The following is a 22988-nucleotide window of genomic DNA, read 5'->3' on the forward strand; positions in this document are numbered from 1 at the left end:
GTTCAGCTTTCACGCGCAATAACGAAGCGGGCGGCGTCCTTCAAGGTTTCGGCCCGTGCTCCGTACCCATCCAACGCGGCGCAGGCCTGATCAATCAGCTCGATCGCGCGGGCCTTGGCGGCGTCGAGGCCCAGCAGGGACACGAATGTCGCCTTTCCCGCCTGTGCATCCTTCTGCAACCGTTTGCCCGCCTTTTCGCTGTCACCTTCCACATCAAGAATGTCGTCGGCGATCTGAAAGGCAAGACCCAGCGCACGGGCATATTGGCGCAATGGGGCCGGATCAGTCTCCGACAGAACAGCACCGGCGCACGCCGACCATTCGATCAGCGCCCCGGTCTTGCCGGCCTGAAGATGCGTGATTTCCGGTAGGGTCAAAGGTTGTTCGGCAGTTTCGGCCGCGATGTCCAACGCCTGACCCAGAACCATGCCTTGCGCGCCGCTGGCTTGGGCGAGGGTCAGCGCCAGTTCCGCCCGAACGTCTGAAGATCCGATCTCGGGCCGGGTGCAAAGCTCGAACGCCAGCGCCTGCAAAGCGTCGCCAGCCAGAACCGCGATGCCGTCGTTCCATTGCTTGTGCACGGTCGGACGACCGCGCCGCAGATCGTCATCGTCCATGCAGGGCAGGTCGTCGTGTACCAGGCTGTAGGCGTGCAGCGCCTCGATCCCGGTCGCGGGCCAGATCGCGCAGGTCTCGTCCATCCCGTGCAGCCGGGCGCTTTCCAGCACCAGAAATCCGCGCAGCCGCTTGCCGCCCTGCGTAGCATAGGCCATCGCGCGGGTCACATCGACATCGTCCAGAGCACCCAGAACCAGATCGAACTGCGCCTGGATCAGCGCAGCATCCTGCGCCAGTCTTTCGGAAAACATTACAGACCTTCGACAGGTGTCGTCCCGGTGGGCTGCCCATCGGCATCCAGCGTGATGGCGGCCACTTTCTCCTCGGCGCGCTTCAGCTCGTCCTCGCAGCGTTTCTTCAGCTTGGCGCCGCGCTCGTACAGGGCGATCGACTGGTCCAGCGCTACGTCGCCGCGCTCCAGTTGGCCGACCACGGCCTCCAGCTCTTTCATCGCCTGTTCGAATGTCATCTGTTCAACGGGGGTCTCGGTCATCGGGCTGCCTTCATCAGTTCTTCAACATGGGCGCGTGTGGCCTTGGCCAGTGCGTTCAGATCATACCCGCCTTCCAGAGTCGAGACGATACGGCCCCCACACAGCTCATCGGCGATCCGGCACAGCTGCGCGGTAATCCAGACGAAGTCGTCGGTGGACCAGTTCAGATTGGCCAGCGGATCGTCCTGATGGGCGTCGAATCCGGCAGATATGATGATCAACTCGGGCTTGAACGCGCGCAGCCGGGGAAAGGCTTGCGCTTCGTAGGCCGCGCGCATCTCGGCGCCACGGGTGCCGGGGGCCAGCGGGATGTTCACGATGGTGTCATGCGCCCCGGTTTCATCCGGCCGCCCCGAGCCCGGCCACAGCGGCATCTGCTGGCTGGTGATCACCAGCGCGCGGGCCTCGTCCCACAGCAGATCCTGCGTGCCATTGCCGTGATGCACGTCGAAATCCACCACCACGACCCGATCCAGCCCATGATGATCCAGCGCATGTTTCGCTGCCAGAGCAGCATTGCCGAACAGGCAGAATCCCATGGCGGTTTCCAGTTCGGCGTGATGGCCCGGCGGCCGTATGGCGCAGAACGCATTCGGCGCCTCACCGCCCAGCACCATGTCCACCGCCCGCACAACCGCCCCCGCCGCCCGATAGGCCGCATCGACCGAGCCGGGTGACATGAACGTATCCCCGTCGATCTGCCGGAACCCTTCGGTCGGGCGGCTGTCACGGATTTCACGGATGTAACTCTCGGGATGGATACGCAGCAGATCGTCATCCGCCGCCAGCGGCGCGGTCACCCGCTGCAGGTCCAACGGCTCCAGCGCATGCAGTATATGTTCCAGCCTGGCCACCCGCTCGGGGTGCCCCTCAGGGGTGACATGACCCAGACAGTCGGCATGCGTCAAAACAGCGGTCTTCATGAAACTCCCCCAACTTCATCTGGTCAAAAATATCCTCGCCGAAGGCAAGAAAACGCCGCGCAGCGACAAAATCAATCGGGCGCCAGCATATATCCCGCGCCCCGCACCGTCTGCAGATAGCGCGGCTGCTTGGGGTCCTGCTCGATCTTGCGGCGCAGGCGCGTGATCTGCACGTCCACCGCACGTTCCTGCGCCTGCCCCTTGTCGCGCCCCAGATCCTCGACCAGCTTCGACCGGCTGATCGGCTCGCCCGGCTGAGCCGAGAAGATCTTCATCAACTGGCTTTCCGTGGCGGTCAGCCGCACCGGCTCTTCGCCCTGCCACATCTCGCCGCGTTCGATGTCATAGCGGATCGGCCCCAGATGCAGGATCTTGGCAGCCGTATCCTGCGCCGTGGTTTCCGGCATCCGCCGCAGGATCGCGTTGATCCGCAGCAGCAGTTCCTTGGGCTCGAACGGCTTGGCCAGGTAATCGTCGGCCCCGGCTTCCAACCCGGCGATCCGGTGCTCGGTCTCGCCGCGTGCCGTCAGCAGCAGGATCGGCGTGTCATGCGTCTCGCGCAAGGCTCGGGTCAGGCTGACGCCATCCTCGCCCGGCATCATCACGTCCATCACGATCAGGTCGAAATCCAGCCCTGACAGGACCCGCCGCGCATGGGCGGCATCACGCGCCGCGGTCACCAGAAATCCGCTGCGCATCAAGAATTTCTTGAGCAGATCGCGGATGCGTTCATCGTCATCGACGATCAGAAGATGGGCGTCCACATCGCTCATGAAGTTGAATCCCGCAGTTTCACATAGGCCCGACGCATATCAGCATCCATCATCGCTTCAAGAACTTTGCGGAACCCAGCAACCGCCTCGGGGCCGGCATCTTTGTAGGCCGCGCGCATCCGGGCGCGCTGGGCGTCCGACAGCTGCGCTTCCAGCGCCTTGCCCTTTTCGGTCAGGTACAGGTGGCGTTCGCGCTTGTCGACGGTGCCGACCCGGCTCTCGACCAGGCCGTCGTCGATCAGCGTGCGCAGCACCCGGTTCAGCGACTGCTTGGTCACCCCCAGAATCGCCAGCAGGTTGTTCACCGTGGTGCCCGGCGCACGGTTGATGAAATGGATCGCCCGGTGATGCGCCCGGCCATAGGCCATTTCGCTTAGGATGCGGTCGGGGTCGGCGGTAAAGCCGCGATAGGCGAAGAACATCGCCTCGATCCCCTGCCGAAGCTGTTCATCCGTCAGAAACAACAGGCTTTCTCCGCCAAAGACCGGGGCGGGGCGGATCTCGGACATATCGGGCCTCATTCGTTACACGCCCCGACTTTAAGTCAGCGTTATTGACATTCCAAGGGCGGACAGGTATCGAATCGCAGTTTTTGCGCAATTTTGTGTCCGGGTCGGACCTAAGTGGCGCAACAATCGGAAATATGGCCCGGGTCAGGAGGTTTCGGATGGCGGGATATGACGATCGTGACGGTGTCATCTGGATGGATGGCGAATTTGTGCCCTGGCGCGATGCCAAGGTGCATGTCCTGACCCATGCGATGCACTATGCCAGCTCGGTCTTCGAGGGCGAGCGCGCCTATAACGGCAAGATCTTCAAAAGCCGCGAACATTCCGAGCGGTTGATCAAATCGGCCGAGGCGCTGGACATGCCGATGCCCTACACCGTCGATCAGATCGAGGCGGCCAAGGCCGAAACGCTTGAAAAAAGCGGCCTCAAGGACGCATATGTGCGCGCGCTGGTCTGGCGCGGTTCGGGCGAGGACATGGGCGTGGCCTCGGCGCGCAACCCGGTGCGCATGGCCATCGCGGTCTGGCCCTGGGGCGCCTATTACGGCGACGCCAAGATGCAGGGCGCCAAGCTGGACATCGCTGAATGGAAGCGGCCCAGCCCGGAAACCATCCCGGTCCATGCCAAGGCGGCGGGGCTGTACATGATCTGCACCATCTCCAAGCACAAGGCCGAGGCCAAGGGCTGCTCGGACGCGCTGTTCATGGACTATCGCGGTTATGTGGCCGAGGCGACCGGTGCCAACGTATTCTTCGTCAAGGATGGCGAAGTGCATACACCGCTGGCCGACTGCTTCCTGAACGGCATCACCCGCCAGACGGTGATCCAGATGCTGAAAGACAAAGGCATCACCGTCCACGAACGCCACATCCTGCCCGAGGAGATGGCCGAATTCGAACAGTGCTGGCTGACCGGCACCGCGGCCGAGGTCACGCCGGTGGGCCAGATCGGTGAGTATACCTTCGAGGTCGGCGACCTGACCCGCGAGATCGCCAACGATTACGAACAGCTGGTTCGCAGCTGATCCGACATCCGCTCGGGCGGTGGCCGACCGGCCTTGCCGCCCGTCCTGGGTTTGTTGCAGATCGTCCGCTGCGCTGGACGATCGGGTGCGAATCCGTATCCTTGGCGCATGTTGGACCTGCTCAGCGATATCCTGACGCGCCTGTCTTTGCGGGGCACCCTGTATTTCCGGACCTCGTTCACGCCGCCCTTCGGCGTGCAGGTGCCTGCATTCGAAAACGTCGCCCGGTTTCACTTCGTCCAGCGCGGAGAGCTGAAGGTGCATGTGTCCACCACCGGCGAGACCCTGCGGTTGCGGCAGGGGGATCTGATCCTGATCCCGCACGGGGCCGCGCATGCGCTGCTGTGCAACGAGGTCCGGCCCGTGGATGCTCTGCCGCTGGAGCAGGTCCTGGACCGGGCCGGCTACAAAGGTGACGGTGTGCTGGTCTATGGCGGAGCCGAGCAGGACCGCGACACGCAACTGATCTGCGGGCATTTCTCGTTTGCCGGTCCGGCCGGGCGGCGCGGCACCGGGCATATGCTGATCGACCGCCTGCCGCCCTATATCCTGATCGAGAATTACGGCGAATCCGCCGGGGCCTGGATCGAGGCAACGCTGCGGATGATCGAATCCGAGGTTGCGGGCGCCCGGATCGGCGGGGACCTGATCGCGCTGAAACTGTCCGAGGTTCTGTTCGCCCAGGCGATCCGCGCTTATCTGGAGCATCAAAGCCCGACCGATGCGGCCCTGTCGGGCTTCGCCGATCCACGTATCTCGCGCGCGCTGGGCGCCTTTCACCGGGACCCGGCCCGCGAGTGGAGCGTGGCATCGCTGGCGCGTGAAGCCGGCATGTCGCGCACGACCTTCGCACAGCTGTTCACCCAGAAGATGGGCGCTACGCCCATGCAATACCTGACCGACTGGCGTATGCAGATCGCCTGCCACGGACTGATCGAAAGCCGCTGGAACGTGGCCGACGCGGCGGCTCAGGTCGGCTATGCCTCCGAGGCGGCGTTTTCGCGGGTGTTCAAGAAGCAGATCGGCCTGTCTCCAGCCGCCTACAGGGCGATGCACTGATCCGGCAAACTGGCGGACGATCTGCAAGGTATTCCAAACGATCTGGGCTGCTACGTTCGGGATGGCGAACATATCCTTGATCCGTCCTCAATCAAGGAAAGGAAACATCATGTCTCTGCGTTTCGTTACCCGCACCATTCATGCCTATCTGGACTACCCGGTTGCCCTGGCCCTGATGGGGTTGCCATTTCTTCTGGGACTGGGCGCGTCGAACCCGATTGCGCTGTGGCTCTCGGTGGCCACCGGCGTGGCGGCTTTCATGCTGACGGTGCTGACGGATCATCACCTGGGCGTCTGGCGCGTGCTGCCCTACAGGTTTCACCTGGCCGTCGATCTGCTGGTGGGGCTCACCTTCCTGTTCGCGCCTAGCCTGTTCGGCTTCACCGGTCTGGATGCGGTCTACTACTGGCTGAATGGCGCCGCCGTGGTGGCCGTAATCTCGCTCAGCGCGCCCGACCAGACAGCCACCGCCTGACCCCTTGCTCCGGCCATTCGGCCGGGGCGAATTTTGGTCTTGAAAAGTCCGACAGAAATTGTCAGTTTTAGCCCAACGCCAGATACCCCGGTATCAAGCCTTTGATTCCGAGACGGCCTGCACGCCAAGCCGTACACCCGCGAGGGCGCGCCACCGTCTCGGAAACGATTTCGGAAAGGCCACGCGATGCGCGACCCGATACTTGAACTTCTGTCCAGTTCAGACCTGCCCCTTGGCAGCGGGTGCTGCGCCGATGGCGACCTGATGGCCTACCTGGACTGCAAATGCCAGGACGGATGCCGTGATCGGGCGGCCGGGGTCGCGGACGCCCGGACGGCCACCGTCCCCCGGAAAACACCGGCGGCACCGGCAAGTGGTGCCGCTCCGCGTTGACCGATCAGAAATCGACGCCGCGCTGGGCCTTGATGCCGGCCTGGAACGGGTGCTTCTCCTCGGTCATTTCGGTGACCAGATCGGCATAGTCGCGCAGCGCCTGCGGCGCGTCGCGCCCGGTCAGGAACACGCTGGTCCGGTCCGAGCGGGCCTTCAGCCCCTCGATCACCGCGTCCACCGACAGGTATTCATAGCGCAGGGCGATGTTGATCTCGTCCAGCACCACGAGGTCATAGTCGCCGCTGGCCATCAGGTCGCGCGCCTTGTCGAAGGCGGCGGTGGCGGCGGCGATGTCGCGGTCGCGGTCCTGGGTGTCCCAGGTAAAGCCTTCGCCCATCGTGTGCCACGTGACCAGATCGCGGTCTTCGAAGAACCGCCGCTCGCCGGTCTTCCATTTGCCCTTGATGAACTGCACCACGGCGACCTTCTGGCCCCAGCCCAATGCGCGGATCACCACGCCGAAGGCGGCCGAGGATTTGCCCTTGCCCTTGCCGGTGTTGATCAGCACCAGCCCGCGGCCGGGATCCACGGCCTCGGACACTTTCTTGCGGTGCTGGGCCTGCACCTGTTGCATCTTCTGTTTGTGGTCCTGTGCGTCGCTCATGGCAAAACCTCGTTGATTGTCCGCGCCAACCTAGGCGATGGGCGCGAAAGGTAAAGTCAGGGTTTGTGATCGGTCAGCGACCGCGCCTTGCCGCGTTCCAGACCCAGCTGGTGTTCGCGCCAGATCACCACCGCATTGCCGGCGATCACCAGCGCCGCCCCCAGCAGGATCGCCAGGGTCGGCAGTTCGTCAAACCAGACATAGCCGATGAAGATGGCAAACAGCATCGACGTATAGTCATAGGGCGCCAGCATCGAGGCCTGACCGAACCGGTAGGACGAGGTCACCAGAATCTGCGCGACGCCGCCGATCAGCCCCATCGTGATCAGGATCAGCAGCTGGTTCAGGGCCGGCACGGTCCAGCCCCAGAACACGGTCAAGGCCGACAGCAGCGTGGCGGTCATCGAGAAATAGAAGACGATCGCAGCGGGGTGATCGACCTGCACCAGTTGCCGGATGTGGATCTGCACGAAGCCACGGGCCACGGTCGCGCCCAGCACGCACAGCGCGCCGATCGTGGCGCCGGTGCCCAGATCGGCCGAGCCCAGCCGCGGCCAGATCATGATCAGCACGCCCAAGAGCCCGATCGCCACCGCGCCGATGCGGATCAGGCGGATGCGCTCGCCCAGCAGCAGCGCCGCCAGGATCAGTGTGAAGATCGGAGTGGCATAGCCGATCGCTGTAACCTCGGGCAGGGGCAGCAGGCTGAGTCCGGTGAAGGTCAGGCCCATGGCGGTGGTGCCCAGCACCCCGCGCCAGAAATGGCCCATGGGTTTCCTGACGACAAAGCCCTGCGCCAGTTCCCCGCGCGAGATCAGCCAGGCCACGATCACCGGCACCGCGAAAAGCGAACGGAAAAACACCATTTGGCCTGGCGGGAAATCCGCCGACAGCGCCTTGACCAGCGCCGACATCGCCGTGAACAGGAACAGCGCGCTGAGTTTCAGCGTCACGGCCAGCACGGGGCGATGAGAGGTCAGGGATTGGGCCATCGGCGCGACCCTGCGCCTTTGCGCGGCAAAGATCAACGGGTCGGATTGGGGCGTGTCCAGCTGTCGGGCAGCGGGCTGCCGATCTCTTCGGCAAATTCGGTCAGAAACCGGATCATGCGCCGGACCCGTTGCTGAGCGATCTGCCGTCCGGCTTCGGTCAGCATGTCGTCGGGCAGGGCCAGCAGCTTCACCTTCCAGTGGTCGATGGAATAGTGCAGATCGTCCAGCGGCCGGTGCGATGCGAACGGATCGGCCGGATCATAGAGCGTCCGCCCCAAAGCGCCGGACACCGAGAAATTCCGTGCGATCCCGATGGCGCCCAGCGCATCCAATCGGTCGGCATCGCGCAGGATGCGCGCCTCGGGCGTCTCGGGCGGGATGTTGGCGGAAAAACTGTGCGCCTCGATCGCGTGGCGGGTGGCGGCGATCTGGGCATCGCTCAGGCCCAGGTCTCGCAGAACAGGCTCGGACTCCTCGGCCGACCGGCGCGAGGCCAGGTGTCGGTCGGGGTCGTTCTTGGGCAGGTTTACCAGATCGTGCAGATAGCAGGCCGCCAGCAGCACGGTCCTGTCGGTTTGCGCATCGGCGATGGCGCGGGCATTGACCCAGACACGGTCCAGATGGGCCAGGTCATGGGCCGGGTCGGTGATCATCCGCTGCGCGACGACCGCGCGTAGGCGGTCGCGCAGCTCAGCCAATCCGTCCACGGTTCTCACCGATCTGGCCCCGATGCAGCAGCAGGTGGTCCAGGATCACGCAGGCCATCATCGCCTCGCCCACCGGCACGGCGCGGATGCCGACGCAGGGGTCGTGGCGGCCCTTGGTGATGATCTCGGTCTCTTCGCCCGATTTGGTGATGGTCTTGCGCGTGGTCAGGATCGATGAGGTCGGTTTGACTGCAAAACGCACCACGATGTCCTGCCCGGTCGAGATACCGCCCAGAATGCCGCCTGCATGGTTCGAGCTGTATTGCGGGCCGTTCTGGCCCATGAAAATCTCGTCGGCATTGGCCTCGCCGGTCAGTTCGGCGGCGGCCATGCCTTCGCCAATCTCGACGCCCTTGACCGCGTTGATCGACATCATCGCCGCGGCCAGATCGGTGTCGAGCTTGCCATAGACCGGCGCGCCGAGGCCCGCTGGAACGCCGCGCGCCACCACTTCGACCACCGCGCCGACCGAGTTGCCGGATTTGCGCAGGTCATCGAGATAGGCCGCCCAGTCCTCGGCGGCTTGTGCATCCGGGGTCCAGAACGGGTTCTGTTCGATCTGCGCCCAGTCAAAGTTGGTGCGGTCGATCCGGTGCGGGCCGATCTGGGTCATGTAGCCGGTGATCTGCACGTTGGGCGCGATCTGCTTGATCGCCTCGCGCGCCAGCCCGCCCGCGGCCACCCGCGCCGCCGTTTCCCGGGCCGAGCTGCGCCCGCCGCCGCGATAGTCGCGGATGCCGTATTTCTGCCAATAGGTGATGTCGGCATGACCGGGGCGGAACTTTTCCATGATGTCCCCGTAATCCTTCGAGCGTTGATCGGTGTTCTCGATCATCAGCTGGACGGGGGTGCCGGTGGTCTGTCCCTCGAACACGCCCGAAAGGATCTTCACCTGATCAGGCTCGCGCCGCTGGGTGGTGAACTTGTTCTGCCCCGGTTTGCGCTTGTCCAGCCAGTGCTGGATCATGCCCTCGTCGATTGGGACGCCGGGCGGGCAGCCATCCACCGTGGCGCCCAGCGCGGGGCCGTGGCTTTCACCCCAGGTGGTGACGCGGAAAAGGTGTCCAAAGCTGTTCATCGACATGGGGCGTGCTCCTTTGAGGGTCGTGATTAACGGCGAGAGCCTGCCGCCTCAAGCGGATTTGCGGTTGAGACATCGCCGCCCCAACCCAGTGTGCTTAGGCAGCACGGGTCAGTGCCGCGCGGGTTTCGACGATTTTCAGCGCCGCCCGGGCCGCCTCGCGCCCCTTTTCCACGAAATGCGCGCGGTAGATGGCGTTGTGATGGTCGGTTTCCTGGTACTGGTGCGGCGTCAGCGACACCGACAGGACCGGCACGCCGGTTTCCAGCCCCGCGCGCATCAGCCCGTCAACGACGGCCTGCGCCACGAAATCGTGCCGGTAGATGCCGCCATCGACGACAAAGGCCGCGCAGGCCACGGCGGCATAGCGGCCCGTCCGGGCCAGGTCGCGGGCCAGCAGGGGCATTTCAAACGCGCCCGGCACGTCGAACACATCGACCTGATCGGCGGGGATCAGCTCCAGAAAACCGTCCAGCGCGCGGTCGACGATATCGGCATGCCAGTTGGCTTTGACGAAAGCATAGCGGGTGTGTGTCATCGTGATCTCCTTTCAGCTTGGTGGCCTGCTGGCGGGTGCGAACGGTTTCGCTGCCAGCGCGGCATGACACGTCACCCAAGGCGATCACGGACAGACGCGCCCTTGGCGGGGCGCGCTGCTCGTTCTCTTTCATCCGGACTTTAACCGTCGGCTCTGGCCTCTCACCAGATCTGCTGACACTCTGCCGGTTGGATGACAGAGCCGCTCGCGGGCTGGCGGGCCTGGGCCCGCATACCGCCGGTGGGGAATTCCGCCCCGCCCTGAGAACGGCGCGACCTTGCCAAGCGTGCGCGCGATCTGCAAGACCTGTCTGCAGGAGGACGGCAATGCACCCCAACCCAGCCTTTCGCGCCGAGGACCGCGCGCGCCATGTGGAGTTTGCCCGCAGCCGGGGATTCGGCGTACTGGCGCTGTCGGTCAACGGCCCGCCATTGATCAGCCATGTGCCCTTTCTGCTGTCCGAGGATGGCGCGGTGGCCGAACTGCATCTGGTGCGTTCGAACCCGATCGTGCGGGCGCTGGCCAACCCGCAGGAGGCGCGGATCGCGGTTCAGGGGCCCGACGGCTATGTCTCGCCCGATTGGTACGGGGTCGCGGATCAGGTGCCCACATGGAACTATGTGGCGGTCCACCTGACAGGCCGGCTGGAATTGCAGCCCCAGGACCGGCTGCGCGATCTTCTGGATCGGCAATCGGCCTTTTTTGAGCAGCGGCTGCAACCCAAACCGCCCTGGCGCGCCGATAAGATGGACCCGGCGGCGCTGGAGCGCATGATGCGCATGATCGTGCCCTGCCGCATGCAGATCACCCAGATCGACGGCACCTGGAAACTGAACCAGAACAAGCCCGAGGCGGCGCGACTGGCCGCGGCCGAGAATGTCGAGCAGTCCGGGATCGGCACCGAGCTTGGTCAACTGGCCGCCCTGATGCGGGACAGTTGACCGGCGCCGGGTTGGGTTCAGTCGGTGAACGTGGCCAGATAGGCGGCGATATCCTCGGCACCTGTCTTCAGCTTGACGCTCATGTTCGGGCGGGCGGTCTCGTCCTTCAGGAAGTCCTGGATGAACCCGATCGGGTCGCGGGCGTAGGCGGCGATGTTTTCCTGCGTCCAGACCAGGCCGTTTTCACCGGCGCGGATCATGTCATCGGTGAACATGCCGATGGGCAGCCGTTCGCTGCCGTTCAGATAGTCGTTTTCGGTTCCGGCGGCCCTGCCGACCACACCATAGAGATTCGGGCCGGTGATGCCGCCTTTGATCAGAACCTCGCCATCCTTGATGATGGCGTGACAGGACGAGCAGCGGTTGTAGAGTTTCTCGCCGCGCGCGGCGTCGCCTTCGGCGGCGGCGTGGTGTGCGGCGGTGAACGCGAGCAGCAGAATGGAATTTTTAAACAAAGTCATTTGGGTCCTCATTCAGGTCGGTCGCGCGCCCGCCGCCTTTGCTTGAAAAACCCCGGGGTCGCAACCGGGAAATTCATCGCAACGCAACCGAAAAAAATGATTTTAAAATAGATGTTTACATGGTTTTCCCGGTCCCGGAGCCGCGCGGTCCGGTCGCTGTCGTATATGCCTCGCGCTGGGTACCCGAGTGAACAGGTGCTCGGCCGGGCCACGGGCGATAGCCGTGGCGAAGGGTCAGAGAATCACCTGCGAAGTGATTCGCGCCTTCGAACGGCGTTTTTCGCAACACCCGAGGAAGTTCTTGAAAAATGACCCCTTCATTGTGACATGAATGCCCAGATGCGGCGTAGTGCGCGCCTATGACCGCTGGACGAACCGATTTCCGCCAGCTAGATACCCGCGATGAGACGCCGCTTTGATGCGGTGCTGATGCATGTTTGCCCGTAGCCGGGCGCTGGAATCGGAGAAAACCTCGTGTCCCACGCAGAAGACCACGAAGGCACCCGCAGAGATTTCCTCTACTACGCCGCCGGCGGCGCAGGTGTCGTTGCAACGGGAGCCGCCGTGTGGCCCCTGGTCAACCAAATGAACCCCTCGGCAGACGTTCAGGCGCTGTCCTCGATCCGCGTGGATGTCAGCGGCGTCGAGATCGGCACCCAGATCACGGTCAAGTGGCTGGGCAAGCCCGTCTTCATTCGTCGCCGTACCGAAGAAGAGATCAACTGGGGCCGCGAAGTGCCGCTGGAGGATCTGCCGGATCAGAACGACCGGAACGAAAACAAGCCGAACCTGCCCGCGACCGACGAAAACCGGACGCTGGACGAAGCCGGCGAATGGCTGGTGATGATGGGCGTCTGCACCCATCTGGGCTGTGTTCCTCTGGGCGACGGCGCCGGTGATTTCCACGGGTGGTTCTGCCCGTGCCACGGATCGCACTACGATACGGCGGGCCGTATCCGCAAAGGTCCCGCTCCGGAAAACCTGCATATCCCGGTCGCCGAGTTCCTCGACGAAACCACCATCAAGCTGGGTTAAGGAGACGCGCTCATGTCCGGTATCCCGCACGATCACTATGAACCGAAGACCAACGGCGAGAAGTGGCTGAACAGCCGTCTGCCCATTGTCGGTCTTCTATACGACACTTTGATGATCCCCACCCCGAAGAACCTGAACTGGATGTGGATCTGGGGCATCGTCCTGACCTTCTGCCTGGCGTTGCAAATCGTCACCGGCATCGTTCTGGTGATGCACTATACCCCGCATGTCGATCTGGCCTTTGCCAGCGTCGAGCACATCATGCGCAACGTAAATGGCGGCTACATGCTGCGGTATCTGCACATGAACGGCGCGTCGCTGTTCTTCGTGGCGGTCTATATCCACATCTTCCGCGGTCTGTTCTACGGATCGTACAAGGCGCCGCGCGAAGTGACCTGGATCATCGGCATGCTGATCTACCTGATGATGATGGGCACCGCCTTCATGGGCTATGTTCTGCCTTGGGGTCAGATGTCCTTCTGGGGCGCCACCGTGATCACCGGCCTGTTCGGCGCGATCCCCTTCGTGGGCGAAGCGATCCAGACCTGGCTGCTGGGCGGACCGGCCGTCGACAACGCGACGCTGAACCGCTTCTTCTCGCTGCACTATCTGCTGCCCTTCATCATCGCAGGGCTGGTCATCGTGCATATCTGGGCCTTCCACACCACCGGCAACAACAACCCCACGGGTGTTGAAGTTCGCCGCACGTCGAAAGCCGAGGCCGAGAAAGACACGCTGCCGTTCTGGCCCTATTTCGTGATCAAGGACCTGTTCGCGCTGGCCGTCATCCTGGTCGTGTTCTGGGCAATCGTCGGCTTCATGCCGAACTACCTGGGTCACCCGGACAACTACATCGAAGCCAACCCGCTGGTCACGCCCGCGCACATCGTGCCCGAATGGTACTTCCTGCCGTTCTACGCGATCCTGCGTGCCTTCACTAGCGAAGTCTGGGTCGTGCAGTTCGCCAGCTTCATCACCGGCGGCATCATCGACGCCAAGTTCTTTGGTGTTCTGGCGATGTTCGGTGCAATCCTGGCAATGGCGCTGGCGCCGTGGCTGGACACTTCGACCGTGCGTTCGGGCAAGTACCGCCCGATGTTCAAATGGTGGTTCTACCTTCTGGTCATCGACTTCTTTGCCCTGATGTGGCTGGGTGCGATGCCGGCGGAAGAGCCCTATGCGACCTTCTCGCTGATCGCGTCCGCCTACTGGTTCGCCTATTTCTTCGTGATCCTGCCGATCCTGGGTGTCATCGAAAAGCCCGATGCCCAGCCGGAAACCATCGAAGAAGACTTCAACGCGCATTATGGCAAGGCTGACGCCGACGCCACGCCGGCCGAGTAAGAAGAGGGACCGGAAACCATGTTCAAGAAACTTGCAATCGGTGCCGCGTTTGCCATCGCCCTTGCTCCTGCTGCGGTATCCGCGGCCGGAGGCGGCGAGCAGCATATCGAGGACTTCGACTTCTCGTTCGAAGGGCCCTTTGGCGCTTACGATCAGAACCAGCTTCAGCGCGGCCTGCAGATCTATACCGAGGTTTGCGCGGCCTGCCACGGTCTGAAATATGTACCGCTGCGCGACCTCACGGCGCTGGGCTACTCGGAAGAAGAAGTCATCGCTTATGCCGCCGGCTCGTTCGAGGTGTTCGATCCCGAGCTGGACGATTTCCGCCCGGCTAGGCCGACCGATCACTTCCCGGCCAACGATGCCGTGGGCGCACCTGACCTGAGCCTGATGGCCAAGGCACGTGCAGGCTTCCACGGCCCCTACGGTCTGGGGATCAACCAGCTGGTCAAAGGCATGGGTGGCGCTGAATACATCGCCTCGCTGCTGGACGGCTATACTGGCAAGGAAAAAGAAGAGGCCGGCACGATCCTGTACGAAAACACCGCCTTCCCGGGCGGCTGGATTTCGATGGGCCCGCCGTTGTCTGACGAACAGGTCGAGTTTGCCGACGGACACGAAAACACCGTCGAGGCCATGTCCCAGGACGTCGCAGCGTTCCTGATGTGGGCCGCCGAACCGAAAATGATGGATCGCAAGGCCTCGGGCTTTGTTGGGGTTCTGTTCCTGACCATCATGTCGGTGCTTCTCTACCTGGTGAACAAACGTCTGTGGGCGCCGGTCAAAGGTAAAAAGTCGGTCTGACCTGAAGGTCACCTGCAAAAGCAAGACAACCCCGCGCATGGCGCGGGGTTTTTTCTTTTTGGGGTCGGAAACTCGCCGAACCTAGCATCAGCACGGGCTTATTCACGGCATTTAAGCGGAATGCGCATGGCGCCGGCGGGGTCGGCTGCGCAGGTTTTCGACAGCGTCAGGCGGTCTGACGCAGGATCGAAACCGAGGAGACCCGACATGAAACTACCCATACTTGCAGCCGCGTTGCTTGTGGCCACTCCGGTTCTGGCTCTGGACTTGGTGCCGGATACGGAACTGGGCAAGACAGAGACCGAGGTGCGCGCCGCTCTGACCGAGCTTGGCTATGACGTGCGCAAGATCGAAATGGAGGACGGTGAAATCGAGGCCTATGTCGTGAAAGACGGACAGATGGCCGAGGTCTATGTGGACCCCGCGTCCGGCAAGATCCAAAAGATCGAGGACAAGTGACTGGCAATGTCCGAGTCCATCCAGCACCAGGGCGGGCGCGAGGGCGCCCGCACCATCCGGGTCTGGGACCCGTTGGTCCGCCTGATCCACTGGTCGGTGGTTCTGGGCATTGTGCTCAACGCCGCTGTGACCGACCCCGAGGGGCTGCTGCATGAATATGTCGGTTATGCCGTGCTCGGGCTGGTTCTGCTGCGCTTGGCCTGGGGCGTCCTTGGGCCGGCACCGGCCAGGTTCTCGGCATTTCCGTTCAGCCCGAATGCTGCGGTCCGACATGTGCGTGACACCGTCCGGGGCGACCGGTCGGTTCACCTGTCGCACAATCCTCTGGGCGCGCTGATGGTCTACAACATCTGGATGACGTTGGGCTTCATCTGCGCCACAGGCATCATGATAGGTACCGCGGCCTTCTTCGGGCTGAGCTGGGTCGAGGATGCGCACGAGCTGGCGTTCAACTGGCTGATCCTCAGCGTTCTTCTGCACGTGCTTGGCGTGCTTTTGAACCAACGTCGAACCGGTGTCGCTCTGGTCAAAGCCATGGTATCAGGAGACAAGAATATTCCTGATGGCTGGTCGACCAAATGATCAAATGGATCACCGAAAACCTGCGGTCCGGCGATGCGGATGCACGCCGGGCCGTTCTGATGGCGGCGATGATCGTGGTTCAGGGTCTATGCGCCGCATTCTACATGGGCGACGCCATTCTGGACCTCGATGGCAGCGAGCCCCTGGCACATCTCGTTTTGGAATCCCTGGTCGCGACCGTCCTTTGCCTTGGCGTCCTGTTCTTCATGCTCGAGCTGCGCCGATTGCTGGCGCGAATGGACTAGGCAAAACAAGGACTGCGCGCGGCGCAGGGAGAAATGAGCGCCGTGATCGACACTTTCTTTACCCGCTGGGGCCTGACCAGCGCCGAGCGCGAAGTGGGCCTGTTGATCCTCAAGGGCGTCGACAATGAGAATATCGCCCGGATCCGAGGCCGCGCCGTGGGTACCGTTCGCGCGCAATCGGCTTCGATCTATGGAAAAGCCGGCGTGGACGGGCGCGCTCAACTGATCAGCGTTTTCATGGAAGAGCTTCTGGCGACTGACGGGCCGGCCTGAGAGACGTCAGGCCACCAGCTGCTGATCGCGAACCCCGGTGATGGCGGCAGTCACGATCTGCCCTTCGGGTTGCGCGTTCGCAAATGTCACTTCGGTGAACTGCTCGGTCCGGCCCATGTGAGGATTCTCCATCAGAATGTGATGGGTCTTGCCCAGTTGGGCCGCCAGGTGCCTGGCTACCTGCGCATCACCCGCCTCACGCAGCCTGGCCGCACGTTCCTTTATGACCTTGCCGTTGACCTGCTGCGGAATGCGCGCCGCCGGCGTGCCTTCTCGCTTGGAATAGGGAAAGACGTGCAGCCAGGTCAGGTCGCAGTCGCTCACCAGTTTCAGCGAGTTCTCGAAATGCGCCTCGGTTTCCGTCGGAAAGCCCGCGATGATGTCGGCGCCAAAGGTGATCTCGGGGCGCAGCTTTCGGGCCTCTTCGGTGAAGCGGATGGCGTCGTCGCGCAGGTGGCGGCGCTTCATCCGTTTCAGGATCAGATCGTCACCATGCTGCAGCGACAGGTGCAGATGCGGCATCAGGCGCGACTCGGTCGCGATGGCCTGCATCAGGTTCTCGTCCACCTCGATCGAATCGATCGAGCTGATGCGCAGGCGCGGCAGGTCGGGCACCAGTTTCAGGATGCGCATGACCAGATCGCCCAGCTTGGGGCTTGCCGGCAGGTCGGCGCCCCATGAGGTCAGGTCGACCCCGGTCAGCACGACCTCGTTGTAGCCCCGGTCCACCAGCCGCTTGATCTGGTCCACCACCACGCCCGCCGGGACGCTGCGCGAGTTGCCGCGGCCATAGGGGATGATGCAGAAGGTGCAGCGATGATCACAGCCGTTCTGGACCTGCACATAGGCGCGCGAGCGGGTGCCGAATCCGTCAATCAGGTGGCCGGCGGTTTCGGTGACCGACATGATGTCATCGACCTGAACCGTCTCGGTCTCGCCGATGAAATCGGCGGCCATGCCCTTCCATGTCTCGGGGCGCATTTTTTCGGTGTTGCCGATCACCGCATCGACCTCGTCCATCTCGGCAAAGGTTTGAGGTTCGGTTTGGGCGGCGCAGCCGGTGACGATCAGCCGGGCGTTGGGGTTTTCGCGGCGCAGCTTGCGAATCTCCTGCCGGGCCTTGCGCACGGCCTCGGCGGTGACGGCGCAGGTGTTCACGATCACCGCATCCGTCAGCCCGGCCTGCTGCGACAGCTCTTTCATCGCCTCGGTCTCATAGGCGTTGAGCCGGCAGCCCAGCGTGGTGAATTTCGGCGGGTTCATCCCAGCGTCCTCAGGAAATCGGGCGTCAGCGTGCCCGAGAAGACATGGCAGGTGGGGCCGGTCATCCAGACGCCGTCCTCGCGCCAGTCGATCCAGATGGTGCCGCCGTCCAACTCGATCCGCACCTTGCGCCCGGTCAGGCCGCGCCGCGCCGCGGCCACGGCGGTGGCGCAGGACGACGAGCCCGAGGCCAGCGTGATGCCCACGCCGCGTTCCCAGACGCGCATACGGATGTGATCCGGCCCGATGATCTGGGCGACCTGCACATTGGTGCGCTGGGGATAGAGCGGGTGATGCTCATAGCGGGCGCCGAACTCTGCCAGAGGAATCGCCTCGGCGTCTTCGACGAAGAAGGTGCAATGCGGGTTGCCCATGCCGGTAGCCACCGGTCCGCCTTCAATCGGCAGTTCCAGCGTATCCACCTCTTCGGCCAACGGAATATCGGCCCACTCCAGCTGCGGGTGCCCCATGTTGACCGAGGTCAGCCCGTCGCCCGCGTCCCGCGCCTGCAGCGTGCCGTGGCTGGTGGTCAGCGTCAATTCGGACTTGCCGCTTTCCTGCATCAGGAACCGTGCTATGCAACGGGTGGCGTTGCCGCACGTGGCCGAGATCGACCCATCAGCATTGTAGAACACCAGATGTGCATCCGATTCGCCGTTTTCGATGACGGCCAGCTGATCGAATCCGACCCCGAACTGCCGGTGTCCGATCCCGCGCGCCAGCGCCGGCGTGATCTGCACTGGATGCGCGCGCGCGTCGACAATGACGAAGTCATTGCCAAGCCCGTGCATCTTCATGAAGGGCAAACCGGTGTCGGATCGTTGCTGCATGGCGGGCATATAGCCTTGCCGCAGACATGAATCCAGCCCGGCGCGAAGATTCCTGAAAAAAGGGGTTGACCCCCCGCCGCCTCAACCCTAATTAGGCCGCCTATCGGGACGCCGGGAACATAATGATTTCAGGCGGAACGCGGTGCGAAAAAGGGCTTGTACCCGGTCGGGAAAATGCCTTAGACAGCGCCACGGATCGCAACGATCCGATGAAAAGAGTGGGCCGTTAGCTCAGTTGGTAGAGCAACTGACTTTTAATCAGTGGGTCGCAGGTTCGAATCCTGCACGGCTCACCACTTTTTCCAAAGACTGACCAAGATGCCGCGCCGCGCGGTTACTTCTTTTCGAAGAACAGCACGACTTCGCCCAGCCGGATGCCAAAGCGCGAGACATAGGCGCGGTTCAGCAGTCGGTCGTCGTCCAGCAGCCACATCCAGTCGTCGAAATCGACGCGCATCGTGCCGTCCTTCACCGGCAGGTCGATGCGGTACTTCCAGTTGAACGTGTCGCCGCGCTCGGTTCCTGACGCGGTGCCCAAAACGCCGGGTGCGGTGCCGGTCCATGTATCCTCGCCGGTTTTGGTCAGGGTCCAGATGCGCTGTTCGGTGGCGCCGTCGTCATAGACGAAGTCTTCGACCAAAGTCAGGGTCTGGCCATCCCATGTCCCGTTGATGTCTACCGTGAACCGGCGGGGGATATTGCCCAGAACGTCCTGGAACTGCCCATAGGCCACGGTGTGGCCCTCAAAGAACTCTTCGAGGTTCAGCTGGCGGTCCGACAGGAAAGTGGTCGGAACTTTCGGTTTGAAGGCACAGGCCGCTGTCAGCAGCAGGCACGCGAAGGCCAGTCGTTTCATGAGTCGGGTCATTGCAGAGCCCTCGGGTCGGCGGTTCGGTCATGACCGTTTGCGCCGGGCACATGCGCCGTCTTTTCCGGCGGGGCGGGGCGCATCGTGGCGACCAACTCGGCCACCTTCAGGCCGAACTTGCGCATTTCCGAGCGGTTCATGATCGCCCCGCTCTCGGTCAGGTACATCCAGTCGGTGACGTCCAGGGTATGGCCTCCGGCGTCTTCGGGCAGAACGATGCGATAGGTCAGCTTGACCGTCGCGCCCGAGATCACACCGCGGCCTTCGCCGACGATGTCGTCGGCGGTTGCGGTAAAGCTGTTGCCTGTGCCCATGGTCAGGTACCATTTGCGGGTCATCTGCTTGCCGTTCGAATAAGTGAAATACTCAGTCAGGGTGCCGGAATTGCCGTTCCATTCCCCGATCATGCGCGCCACGAAGCTGTTCGACATCTTGCCGGTCGGGCCGTAGATCAGGCCTTCGGACAGGATTTCCCCGTTCAGATTGTCTTTCAACGAGAAGTCGGGGCCGGTTCCGGCATAGTCCGACGGCGATTGCGCACGAAAGCTGAGAAGGCGGGTTTTGACCGCGATCAGGGCCAATACGGCCAGTGCGGCAATCAGAAGGAATGTCATTTTGCGGGTACCTCTGTAGGCAACGTCAGGACCATTCCGAACGCGCCGAGTTTCAGGATGCAGGGCAGCACGGCATAAGCCAGGTTGAGCGTTTCCAACGCCTGCGCCGAATTTGTCTGACCGGGCACGAAGCCGCTGCGTTCCAGCAGCGGAAGGGTGAAGAATGCGGCCAATGCCAACCCCAGTTTGCCGGCGAAAGACCAGATACCGAAGGCCGCCGAGGCATTCAGCCCCGCGCGTGTCAGCACCACCGAGAACATGGCCGGCAGAACCACCATGTCCGCCCCCAGCGCCGCCCCCGACGCCAGGCAGATCACCGCGAACCCGGCCAGGTTGCCGGGCGCCAGCATGGCCGCGCCGACAAAGCCCAAAATGGCCAGCGGCATCGCGATGATCAGAGTCTGTTTCGGGCCGATCCGGTTGCTGAGCCGCGCCCAGAGCGGCACTGTGGCACCGGCGCTGAGGAAGAACAGGATCAGCAGCGGCCCGGCCTTGCCCGGCAATTGCAGCCGGTCTTCGACGAAGAACAGGAACAGGGTAGAGGTGATTGCAACCGGCAAGCTGTTGACCAGCGCCAGCGCCAACAGACGCAGGGCCCCGGCCTGACCCAGCCCGTCGAACGACAGCCCCTGCCCGGTGACGGGCGCGCGCCGCCAGATCGGCAATGTCAGCACCATGGTGACCAGCGCCAGCGCGCCCAGAAACAGCCCGAATGTCGGATAGCCCTGCGCGCCCGCGCCCAAGGCGACGAACAGCGCCGGTGCGCTGGCGGCAAGGACCACGCCGGCCAGTTGCCCGCCCTCACGAAAGGCGGCGAGGGTCATCAACTCGCGCGGGGTGGCCTGTTTCGCCAGCGTCGCGCTGCGACCATAAAGCAGGATCGTGCCCAGGCTGTAGGCGGAAAACAGCAGGATCAGGATCGTCACGAGGGCGCCGACGCTCGCCCCCTGTGGCAGTGAGAACAACAGCGGAAAACCCACTGCCAGACCCCCTGCGGCCAAGACGGCAAAGCCCATCTGCCCGCCGGGCCAGCGGTCAATGGCCCAACCGATCAGCGGGTCTTGCACCAGATCCACCAGTCGGATCAGCAGCAGAACCGTACCGATCACGCCCAGGCCGATCCCGAGGTTCACCGCCGCAAAGCGCGGCAGGTGGATGTAGAGCGGGATACCCGCCGCAGCAAGCATCAGCGCATAGAGGCTGACACGCGGATACAGCATCACTGACCCCGCAGCTGTCGCGTAAAGGCGGCGGACCGGGTGTTGTTTCCCAGAAAGATCGACATGAAACTGCGCTTGATCCCCGGATAGGACAGGGTGCAGGTCTTGCGACCGTTGCGCCAGAACTCGATCGCGTTGGGGCCTTTGGTGACGGCCAGATAGCTGTCACCGGCGCCGACCGCCTGATAGCAGGTTTTCAACTGCGCCTCGATCGGGGCGCTGTTGCCCTGCCGGGCCATCTCGTCCAGCGTGGATTCGATCAGCGCCTTCTGCTTCAACGATTTCCGATAGGTCAGCTTCAGGCCGAAATCCTGCGACCAGCTGAGCGGGCCGCCGCCTTTGGTGAACAGCTGCGCGTCGTAGATCGGCAGACCGAGGAACCGGAAGGTGGCGGTGCCACGCAGCTCGGCATCGGGCAGCACGTTGGTGACGGGCGTGGCCGCCAGCCCGGCAGGGGCCAGCAGAACCAGGCTCAGGATCGCTGCGTTACGGGCTGGCCGTAACCGGGACAGCGACGCTTGGATCAGGTATCGCATTTTCAGCTCCGATGGTTTGCGGATCGCCGTTCAACAGCCCGACCACATGCATCGCGCTGGCGATTCCGTCTTCGTGGAACCCGTGCCGGTTGTAGGCGCCGGCGAACCAGGTCCGGTTGCGGCCCTGCATTTCCCGGATCTGGCCCTGCGCTTTCAGCGCGGCCTTGTCGAACACCGGATGGGCAAATTCCACCTCGTCATAGATCTTGTCGGGCGCGATGTCGGAGGACGGGTTCAGGGTGACGAACAGGGGGTCGCTTTCGGGGATGTTCTGCAACCGGTTCATCCAGTAGGTCACGCCCACGTTGCCCGCCTGCGAGCGGTAGGTCCAGCTGGACCAGCAGGCGCGGCGGCGCGGCATCTGGCTGGGGTCGCAGTGCAGAACCGCGCGGTTCGGCTGATAGCGGATCGCGCCCAGGGCCGCGGTCTCGTCGGCGGTGGCGTTCTGGCCCAGAATGGCCAGCGACTGGTCGGAATGGGTGGCCAGAATGATCTCGTCGTATTGATCCGAGCGCCCCTGCGCCTGAACGGTCACGCCCAAGGCGTCGCGTTCGACGCTCGAGACCGGTGCGCCCAGGCGGATGTCGCAACCCCGGCCGCGCAGAGCGGATTCGATCCGGCGGACATACTCGATGCTGCCACCCTTTACGGTCCACCACTGGTGCTGGGCGCCGCGTTTGCTGGACAGCAAGGCGTGGTTGCGGAAGAACTGCACCAGCGACCGTGCCGGGAACTGATCAACGAACTCTACCGGCGTGGACCAGATCGCGCCGCACATCGGCATCAGGTAATTGTTGCGGAACCAGTGGCCCAGCCGCATCTGGTCAACCAGTTCACCAATCGTGGTGTCATCATCCCGAGCGGCCTCGGGCGCTTCTTTGCCAAAGCGCAGGATGTCGGCGATCATCTTGTAATAGGAGGGCCGCACGAGGTTGCGCTTCTGCGCGGTGATCGTGCGCAGATTGTTCAGGCCATATTCGATGCGACCATTGTCGATGGTGGCGCCAAAGCTCATCTCGCTTTTGATGACCGGCACGTCCAGTTCACCGAACAGCTTGGTTAGGTAGGGGTAAGTGGCATAGTTGAAGACGATGAACCCGGTATCGACCGGTTGATCACCATTGCGGCCGGCCATCACCGTGCGGGCATGTCCGCCCAGACGGGGTTCGGCCTCGTACAGGGTGACGTCGTGGCTCTCTGACAGGTAATAAGCCGCTGATAATCCTGAGATGCCTGCGCCTACAATTGCGATTTTTTTCCGTACGCCCCGGGTTTCGTCGAACATGCCATCCTCTTTATGCGACATTTTACAATAAGATACGC

29 protein-coding genes, 1 tRNA gene and 1 riboswitch are annotated in these 22988 nt (G+C 63.2%); of the genes, 12 read left to right on the forward strand and 18 right to left on the reverse strand.

Annotated elements, in window-relative coordinates; all coding sequences use genetic code 11:
* Positions 1 to 2 precede the first annotated feature (2 nt).
* The 5 genes from ACR0IR_RS11685 to ACR0IR_RS11705 all read right to left on the reverse strand — a co-directional run bounded on the left by ACR0IR_RS11685 (position 3) and on the right by ACR0IR_RS11705 (position 3316).
* Positions 3 to 869, reverse strand: a complete 867-nt coding sequence (locus ACR0IR_RS11685; RefSeq protein ID WP_170364027.1) for a polyprenyl synthetase family protein — start codon at positions 867 to 869, stop codon at positions 3 to 5.
* Positions 869 to 1111 (reverse strand): exodeoxyribonuclease VII small subunit, encoded by a 243-nt coding sequence (locus ACR0IR_RS11690; RefSeq protein ID WP_005979588.1) that lies wholly within the window; start codon positions 1109 to 1111, stop codon positions 869 to 871. The genes ACR0IR_RS11685 and ACR0IR_RS11690 overlap by 1 nt, the downstream gene beginning before the upstream one ends.
* Positions 1108 to 2034, reverse strand: coding sequence for a histone deacetylase family protein (locus tag ACR0IR_RS11695; RefSeq protein WP_170364028.1), 927 nt, complete (start codon positions 2032 to 2034; stop codon positions 1108 to 1110). Before ACR0IR_RS11695 ends, ACR0IR_RS11690 begins: the two co-directional genes overlap by 4 nt.
* A 71-nt stretch (positions 2035 to 2105) precedes the next feature.
* Entirely contained in the window at positions 2106 to 2807 is a 702-nt protein-coding gene (locus ACR0IR_RS11700) for a response regulator (protein ID WP_093964013.1), read from the reverse strand.
* Complete coding sequence (locus tag ACR0IR_RS11705) at positions 2804 to 3316, reverse strand: MarR family winged helix-turn-helix transcriptional regulator (RefSeq protein WP_149774163.1); 513 nt, start codon at positions 3314 to 3316, stop codon at positions 2804 to 2806. The genes ACR0IR_RS11700 and ACR0IR_RS11705 overlap by 4 nt, the downstream gene beginning before the upstream one ends.
* A gap of 158 nt (positions 3317 to 3474) precedes the next feature.
* Here ACR0IR_RS11705 and ACR0IR_RS11710 point away from each other — a divergent pair, with 158 nt between their 5' ends.
* From ACR0IR_RS11710 to ACR0IR_RS11720, 3 genes are all read left to right on the forward strand, one after another.
* Positions 3475 to 4341: a branched-chain amino acid aminotransferase gene (locus tag ACR0IR_RS11710; protein WP_093964015.1), complete on the forward strand. Its 867-nt coding sequence runs from the start codon at positions 3475 to 3477 to the stop codon at positions 4339 to 4341.
* Positions 4342 to 4449: 108 nt separating this feature from the next.
* Positions 4450 to 5400, forward strand: coding sequence for an AraC family transcriptional regulator (locus ACR0IR_RS11715; protein ID WP_170364029.1), 951 nt, complete (start codon positions 4450 to 4452; stop codon positions 5398 to 5400).
* A 109-nt stretch (positions 5401 to 5509) separates the two neighbouring features.
* The gene (locus tag ACR0IR_RS11720) at positions 5510 to 5875 is read left to right on the forward strand and encodes a hypothetical protein (protein ID WP_170342836.1); all 366 of its coding nucleotides are present in this window, start codon (positions 5510 to 5512) and stop codon (positions 5873 to 5875) included.
* Positions 5876 to 6272: 397 nt separating this feature from the next.
* Here the strand turns inward: ACR0IR_RS11720 and cobO are convergent, their stop codons facing one another.
* The 5 genes from cobO to ACR0IR_RS11745 all read right to left on the reverse strand — a co-directional run bounded on the left by cobO (position 6273) and on the right by ACR0IR_RS11745 (position 10190).
* A complete protein-coding gene (gene cobO, locus ACR0IR_RS11725) occupies positions 6273 to 6872 on the reverse strand; it encodes a cob(I)yrinic acid a,c-diamide adenosyltransferase (RefSeq protein ID WP_170364030.1) in 600 nt (199 codons plus the stop codon).
* A 56-nt stretch (positions 6873 to 6928) separates the two neighbouring features.
* The gene (locus ACR0IR_RS11730; protein ID WP_170364031.1) at positions 6929 to 7864 is read right to left on the reverse strand and encodes a DMT family transporter; all 936 of its coding nucleotides are present in this window, start codon (positions 7862 to 7864) and stop codon (positions 6929 to 6931) included.
* Between the two features lie 32 nt (positions 7865 to 7896).
* Positions 7897 to 8571 carry an HD domain-containing protein gene (locus ACR0IR_RS11735; protein WP_170340853.1) on the reverse strand — a complete coding sequence of 225 codons (675 nt, stop codon included), beginning with the start codon at positions 8569 to 8571 and terminating at the stop codon, positions 7897 to 7899.
* Entirely contained in the window at positions 8555 to 9655 is a 1101-nt protein-coding gene (gene aroC, locus ACR0IR_RS11740) for a chorismate synthase (protein WP_170364032.1), read from the reverse strand. Before aroC ends, ACR0IR_RS11735 begins: the two co-directional genes overlap by 17 nt.
* A 94-nt stretch (positions 9656 to 9749) precedes the next feature.
* Positions 9750 to 10190 (reverse strand): 6,7-dimethyl-8-ribityllumazine synthase, encoded by a 441-nt coding sequence (locus ACR0IR_RS11745; RefSeq protein ID WP_170342850.1) that lies wholly within the window; start codon positions 10188 to 10190, stop codon positions 9750 to 9752.
* Between the two features lie 117 nt (positions 10191 to 10307).
* A riboswitch (FMN riboswitch) is annotated at positions 10308 to 10462 on the reverse strand.
* 54 nt (positions 10463 to 10516) lie between these two features.
* On the opposite strand from ACR0IR_RS11745, the gene ACR0IR_RS11750 reads away from it, so the two are divergent.
* Positions 10517 to 11131 (forward strand): FMN-binding negative transcriptional regulator, encoded by a 615-nt coding sequence (locus tag ACR0IR_RS11750; RefSeq protein WP_170364033.1) that lies wholly within the window; start codon positions 10517 to 10519, stop codon positions 11129 to 11131.
* A 17-nt stretch (positions 11132 to 11148) separates the two neighbouring features.
* Here the strand turns inward: ACR0IR_RS11750 and ACR0IR_RS11755 are convergent, their stop codons facing one another.
* Positions 11149 to 11592 (reverse strand): c-type cytochrome, encoded by a 444-nt coding sequence (locus ACR0IR_RS11755; RefSeq protein WP_170364034.1) that lies wholly within the window; start codon positions 11590 to 11592, stop codon positions 11149 to 11151.
* Positions 11593 to 12066: 474 nt separating this feature from the next.
* Between ACR0IR_RS11755 and petA the strand changes: the two genes are divergently transcribed.
* The 7 genes from petA to ACR0IR_RS11790 all read left to right on the forward strand — a co-directional run bounded on the left by petA (position 12067) and on the right by ACR0IR_RS11790 (position 16334).
* A complete protein-coding gene (gene petA, locus ACR0IR_RS11760; RefSeq protein WP_093964025.1) occupies positions 12067 to 12627 on the forward strand; it encodes a ubiquinol-cytochrome c reductase iron-sulfur subunit in 561 nt (186 codons plus the stop codon).
* Between the two features lie 12 nt (positions 12628 to 12639).
* On the forward strand, positions 12640 to 13971 hold the full coding sequence (gene petB / locus ACR0IR_RS11765; RefSeq protein ID WP_093964026.1) for a cytochrome b: 1332 nt from the start codon (positions 12640 to 12642) through the stop codon (positions 13969 to 13971).
* An 18-nt stretch (positions 13972 to 13989) separates the two neighbouring features.
* Positions 13990 to 14775 (forward strand): cytochrome c1, encoded by a 786-nt coding sequence (locus tag ACR0IR_RS11770; protein WP_170361312.1) that lies wholly within the window; start codon positions 13990 to 13992, stop codon positions 14773 to 14775.
* 207 nt (positions 14776 to 14982) lie between these two features.
* On the forward strand, positions 14983 to 15234 hold the full coding sequence (locus ACR0IR_RS11775) for a PepSY domain-containing protein (protein WP_170364035.1): 252 nt from the start codon (positions 14983 to 14985) through the stop codon (positions 15232 to 15234).
* Between the two features lie 6 nt (positions 15235 to 15240).
* Positions 15241 to 15816, forward strand: coding sequence for a cytochrome b/b6 domain-containing protein (locus ACR0IR_RS11780; protein WP_170364036.1), 576 nt, complete (start codon positions 15241 to 15243; stop codon positions 15814 to 15816).
* Positions 15813 to 16061, forward strand: coding sequence for a hypothetical protein (locus ACR0IR_RS11785; protein WP_254441555.1), 249 nt, complete (start codon positions 15813 to 15815; stop codon positions 16059 to 16061). The genes ACR0IR_RS11780 and ACR0IR_RS11785 overlap by 4 nt, the downstream gene beginning before the upstream one ends.
* 33 nt (positions 16062 to 16094) lie before the next feature.
* Complete coding sequence (locus tag ACR0IR_RS11790) at positions 16095 to 16334, forward strand: helix-turn-helix transcriptional regulator (RefSeq protein WP_254441556.1); 240 nt, start codon at positions 16095 to 16097, stop codon at positions 16332 to 16334.
* A 6-nt stretch (positions 16335 to 16340) separates the two neighbouring features.
* Here the strand turns inward: ACR0IR_RS11790 and mtaB are convergent, their stop codons facing one another.
* Both mtaB and dapF read right to left on the reverse strand, forming a co-directional pair.
* Entirely contained in the window at positions 16341 to 17597 is a 1257-nt protein-coding gene (mtaB, locus tag ACR0IR_RS11795) for a tRNA (N(6)-L-threonylcarbamoyladenosine(37)-C(2))-methylthiotransferase MtaB (protein WP_170364037.1), read from the reverse strand.
* Entirely contained in the window at positions 17594 to 18436 is an 843-nt protein-coding gene (gene dapF, locus ACR0IR_RS11800) for a diaminopimelate epimerase (RefSeq protein ID WP_170364038.1), read from the reverse strand. Before dapF ends, mtaB begins: the two co-directional genes overlap by 4 nt.
* A 211-nt stretch (positions 18437 to 18647) precedes the next feature.
* Between dapF and ACR0IR_RS11805 the strand changes: the two genes are divergently transcribed.
* Positions 18648 to 18723: transfer RNA gene (locus ACR0IR_RS11805), tRNA-Lys, on the forward strand.
* A gap of 38 nt (positions 18724 to 18761) precedes the next feature.
* Here the strand turns inward: ACR0IR_RS11805 and ACR0IR_RS11810 are convergent.
* From ACR0IR_RS11810 to ACR0IR_RS11830, 5 genes are read right to left on the reverse strand one after another with little or no spacing between them, the layout of a single operon-like run.
* Positions 18762 to 19283 carry a DUF3833 family protein gene (locus ACR0IR_RS11810; RefSeq protein WP_170364402.1) on the reverse strand — a complete coding sequence of 174 codons (522 nt, stop codon included), beginning with the start codon at positions 19281 to 19283 and terminating at the stop codon, positions 18762 to 18764.
* Positions 19284 to 19291: 8 nt separating this feature from the next.
* Entirely contained in the window at positions 19292 to 19909 is a 618-nt protein-coding gene (locus ACR0IR_RS11815; protein ID WP_170360381.1) for a DUF3833 domain-containing protein, read from the reverse strand.
* Entirely contained in the window at positions 19906 to 21129 is a 1224-nt protein-coding gene (locus ACR0IR_RS11820) for an MFS transporter (RefSeq protein WP_170364046.1), read from the reverse strand. The genes ACR0IR_RS11815 and ACR0IR_RS11820 overlap by 4 nt, the downstream gene beginning before the upstream one ends.
* Positions 21129 to 21665 carry a hypothetical protein gene (locus ACR0IR_RS11825; protein WP_170364047.1) on the reverse strand — a complete coding sequence of 179 codons (537 nt, stop codon included), beginning with the start codon at positions 21663 to 21665 and terminating at the stop codon, positions 21129 to 21131. Before ACR0IR_RS11825 ends, ACR0IR_RS11820 begins: the two co-directional genes overlap by 1 nt.
* Positions 21616 to 22950 carry an NAD(P)/FAD-dependent oxidoreductase gene (locus ACR0IR_RS11830; RefSeq protein WP_170364048.1) on the reverse strand — a complete coding sequence of 445 codons (1335 nt, stop codon included), beginning with the start codon at positions 22948 to 22950 and terminating at the stop codon, positions 21616 to 21618. The genes ACR0IR_RS11825 and ACR0IR_RS11830 overlap by 50 nt, the downstream gene beginning before the upstream one ends.
* Between the last annotated feature and the right edge of the window lie 38 nt (positions 22951 to 22988).

The sequence above is a fragment of the Ruegeria sp. CF2 genome (genome assembly GCF_056537385.1).

Excerpts from the sequence above, each read along its gene's own strand:
- ACR0IR_RS11685 (WP_170364027.1), bottom strand. The coding sequence starts at position 869 with ATGTTTTCCGAAAGACTGGCGCAGGATGCTGCGCTGATCCAGGCGCAG.
- ACR0IR_RS11690 (WP_005979588.1), bottom strand. The coding sequence starts at position 1,111 with ATGACCGAGACCCCCGTTGAACAGATGACATTCGAACAGGCGATGAAA.
- ACR0IR_RS11695 (WP_170364028.1), bottom strand. The coding sequence starts at position 2,034 with ATGAAGACCGCTGTTTTGACGCATGCCGACTGTCTGGGTCATGTCACC.
- ACR0IR_RS11700 (WP_093964013.1), bottom strand. The coding sequence starts at position 2,807 with ATGAGCGATGTGGACGCCCATCTTCTGATCGTCGATGACGATGAACGC.
- ACR0IR_RS11705 (WP_149774163.1), bottom strand. The coding sequence starts at position 3,316 with ATGTCCGAGATCCGCCCCGCCCCGGTCTTTGGCGGAGAAAGCCTGTTG.
- ACR0IR_RS11710 (WP_093964015.1), top strand. The coding sequence starts at position 3,475 with ATGGCGGGATATGACGATCGTGACGGTGTCATCTGGATGGATGGCGAA.
- ACR0IR_RS11715 (WP_170364029.1), top strand. The coding sequence starts at position 4,450 with ATGTTGGACCTGCTCAGCGATATCCTGACGCGCCTGTCTTTGCGGGGC.
- ACR0IR_RS11720 (WP_170342836.1), top strand. The coding sequence starts at position 5,510 with ATGTCTCTGCGTTTCGTTACCCGCACCATTCATGCCTATCTGGACTAC.
- cobO (WP_170364030.1), bottom strand. The coding sequence starts at position 6,872 with ATGAGCGACGCACAGGACCACAAACAGAAGATGCAACAGGTGCAGGCC.
- ACR0IR_RS11730 (WP_170364031.1), bottom strand. The coding sequence starts at position 7,864 with ATGGCCCAATCCCTGACCTCTCATCGCCCCGTGCTGGCCGTGACGCTG.
- aroC (WP_170364032.1), bottom strand. The coding sequence starts at position 9,655 with ATGTCGATGAACAGCTTTGGACACCTTTTCCGCGTCACCACCTGGGGT.
- ACR0IR_RS11745 (WP_170342850.1), bottom strand. The coding sequence starts at position 10,190 with ATGACACACACCCGCTATGCTTTCGTCAAAGCCAACTGGCATGCCGAT.
- ACR0IR_RS11750 (WP_170364033.1), top strand. The coding sequence starts at position 10,517 with ATGCACCCCAACCCAGCCTTTCGCGCCGAGGACCGCGCGCGCCATGTG.
- ACR0IR_RS11755 (WP_170364034.1), bottom strand. The coding sequence starts at position 11,592 with ATGACTTTGTTTAAAAATTCCATTCTGCTGCTCGCGTTCACCGCCGCA.
- petB (WP_093964026.1), top strand. The coding sequence starts at position 12,640 with ATGTCCGGTATCCCGCACGATCACTATGAACCGAAGACCAACGGCGAG.
- ACR0IR_RS11770 (WP_170361312.1), top strand. The coding sequence starts at position 13,990 with ATGTTCAAGAAACTTGCAATCGGTGCCGCGTTTGCCATCGCCCTTGCT.
- ACR0IR_RS11775 (WP_170364035.1), top strand. The coding sequence starts at position 14,983 with ATGAAACTACCCATACTTGCAGCCGCGTTGCTTGTGGCCACTCCGGTT.
- ACR0IR_RS11780 (WP_170364036.1), top strand. The coding sequence starts at position 15,241 with ATGTCCGAGTCCATCCAGCACCAGGGCGGGCGCGAGGGCGCCCGCACC.
- ACR0IR_RS11785 (WP_254441555.1), top strand. The coding sequence starts at position 15,813 with ATGATCAAATGGATCACCGAAAACCTGCGGTCCGGCGATGCGGATGCA.
- ACR0IR_RS11790 (WP_254441556.1), top strand. The coding sequence starts at position 16,095 with ATGAGCGCCGTGATCGACACTTTCTTTACCCGCTGGGGCCTGACCAGC.
- mtaB (WP_170364037.1), bottom strand. The coding sequence starts at position 17,597 with ATGAACCCGCCGAAATTCACCACGCTGGGCTGCCGGCTCAACGCCTAT.
- dapF (WP_170364038.1), bottom strand. The coding sequence starts at position 18,436 with ATGCCCGCCATGCAGCAACGATCCGACACCGGTTTGCCCTTCATGAAG.
- ACR0IR_RS11810 (WP_170364402.1), bottom strand. The coding sequence starts at position 19,283 with ATGAAACGACTGGCCTTCGCGTGCCTGCTGCTGACAGCGGCCTGTGCC.
- ACR0IR_RS11815 (WP_170360381.1), bottom strand. The coding sequence starts at position 19,909 with ATGACATTCCTTCTGATTGCCGCACTGGCCGTATTGGCCCTGATCGCG.
- ACR0IR_RS11820 (WP_170364046.1), bottom strand. The coding sequence starts at position 21,129 with ATGCTGTATCCGCGTGTCAGCCTCTATGCGCTGATGCTTGCTGCGGCG.
- ACR0IR_RS11825 (WP_170364047.1), bottom strand. The coding sequence starts at position 21,665 with ATGCGATACCTGATCCAAGCGTCGCTGTCCCGGTTACGGCCAGCCCGT.
- ACR0IR_RS11830 (WP_170364048.1), bottom strand. The coding sequence starts at position 22,950 with ATGTTCGACGAAACCCGGGGCGTACGGAAAAAAATCGCAATTGTAGGC.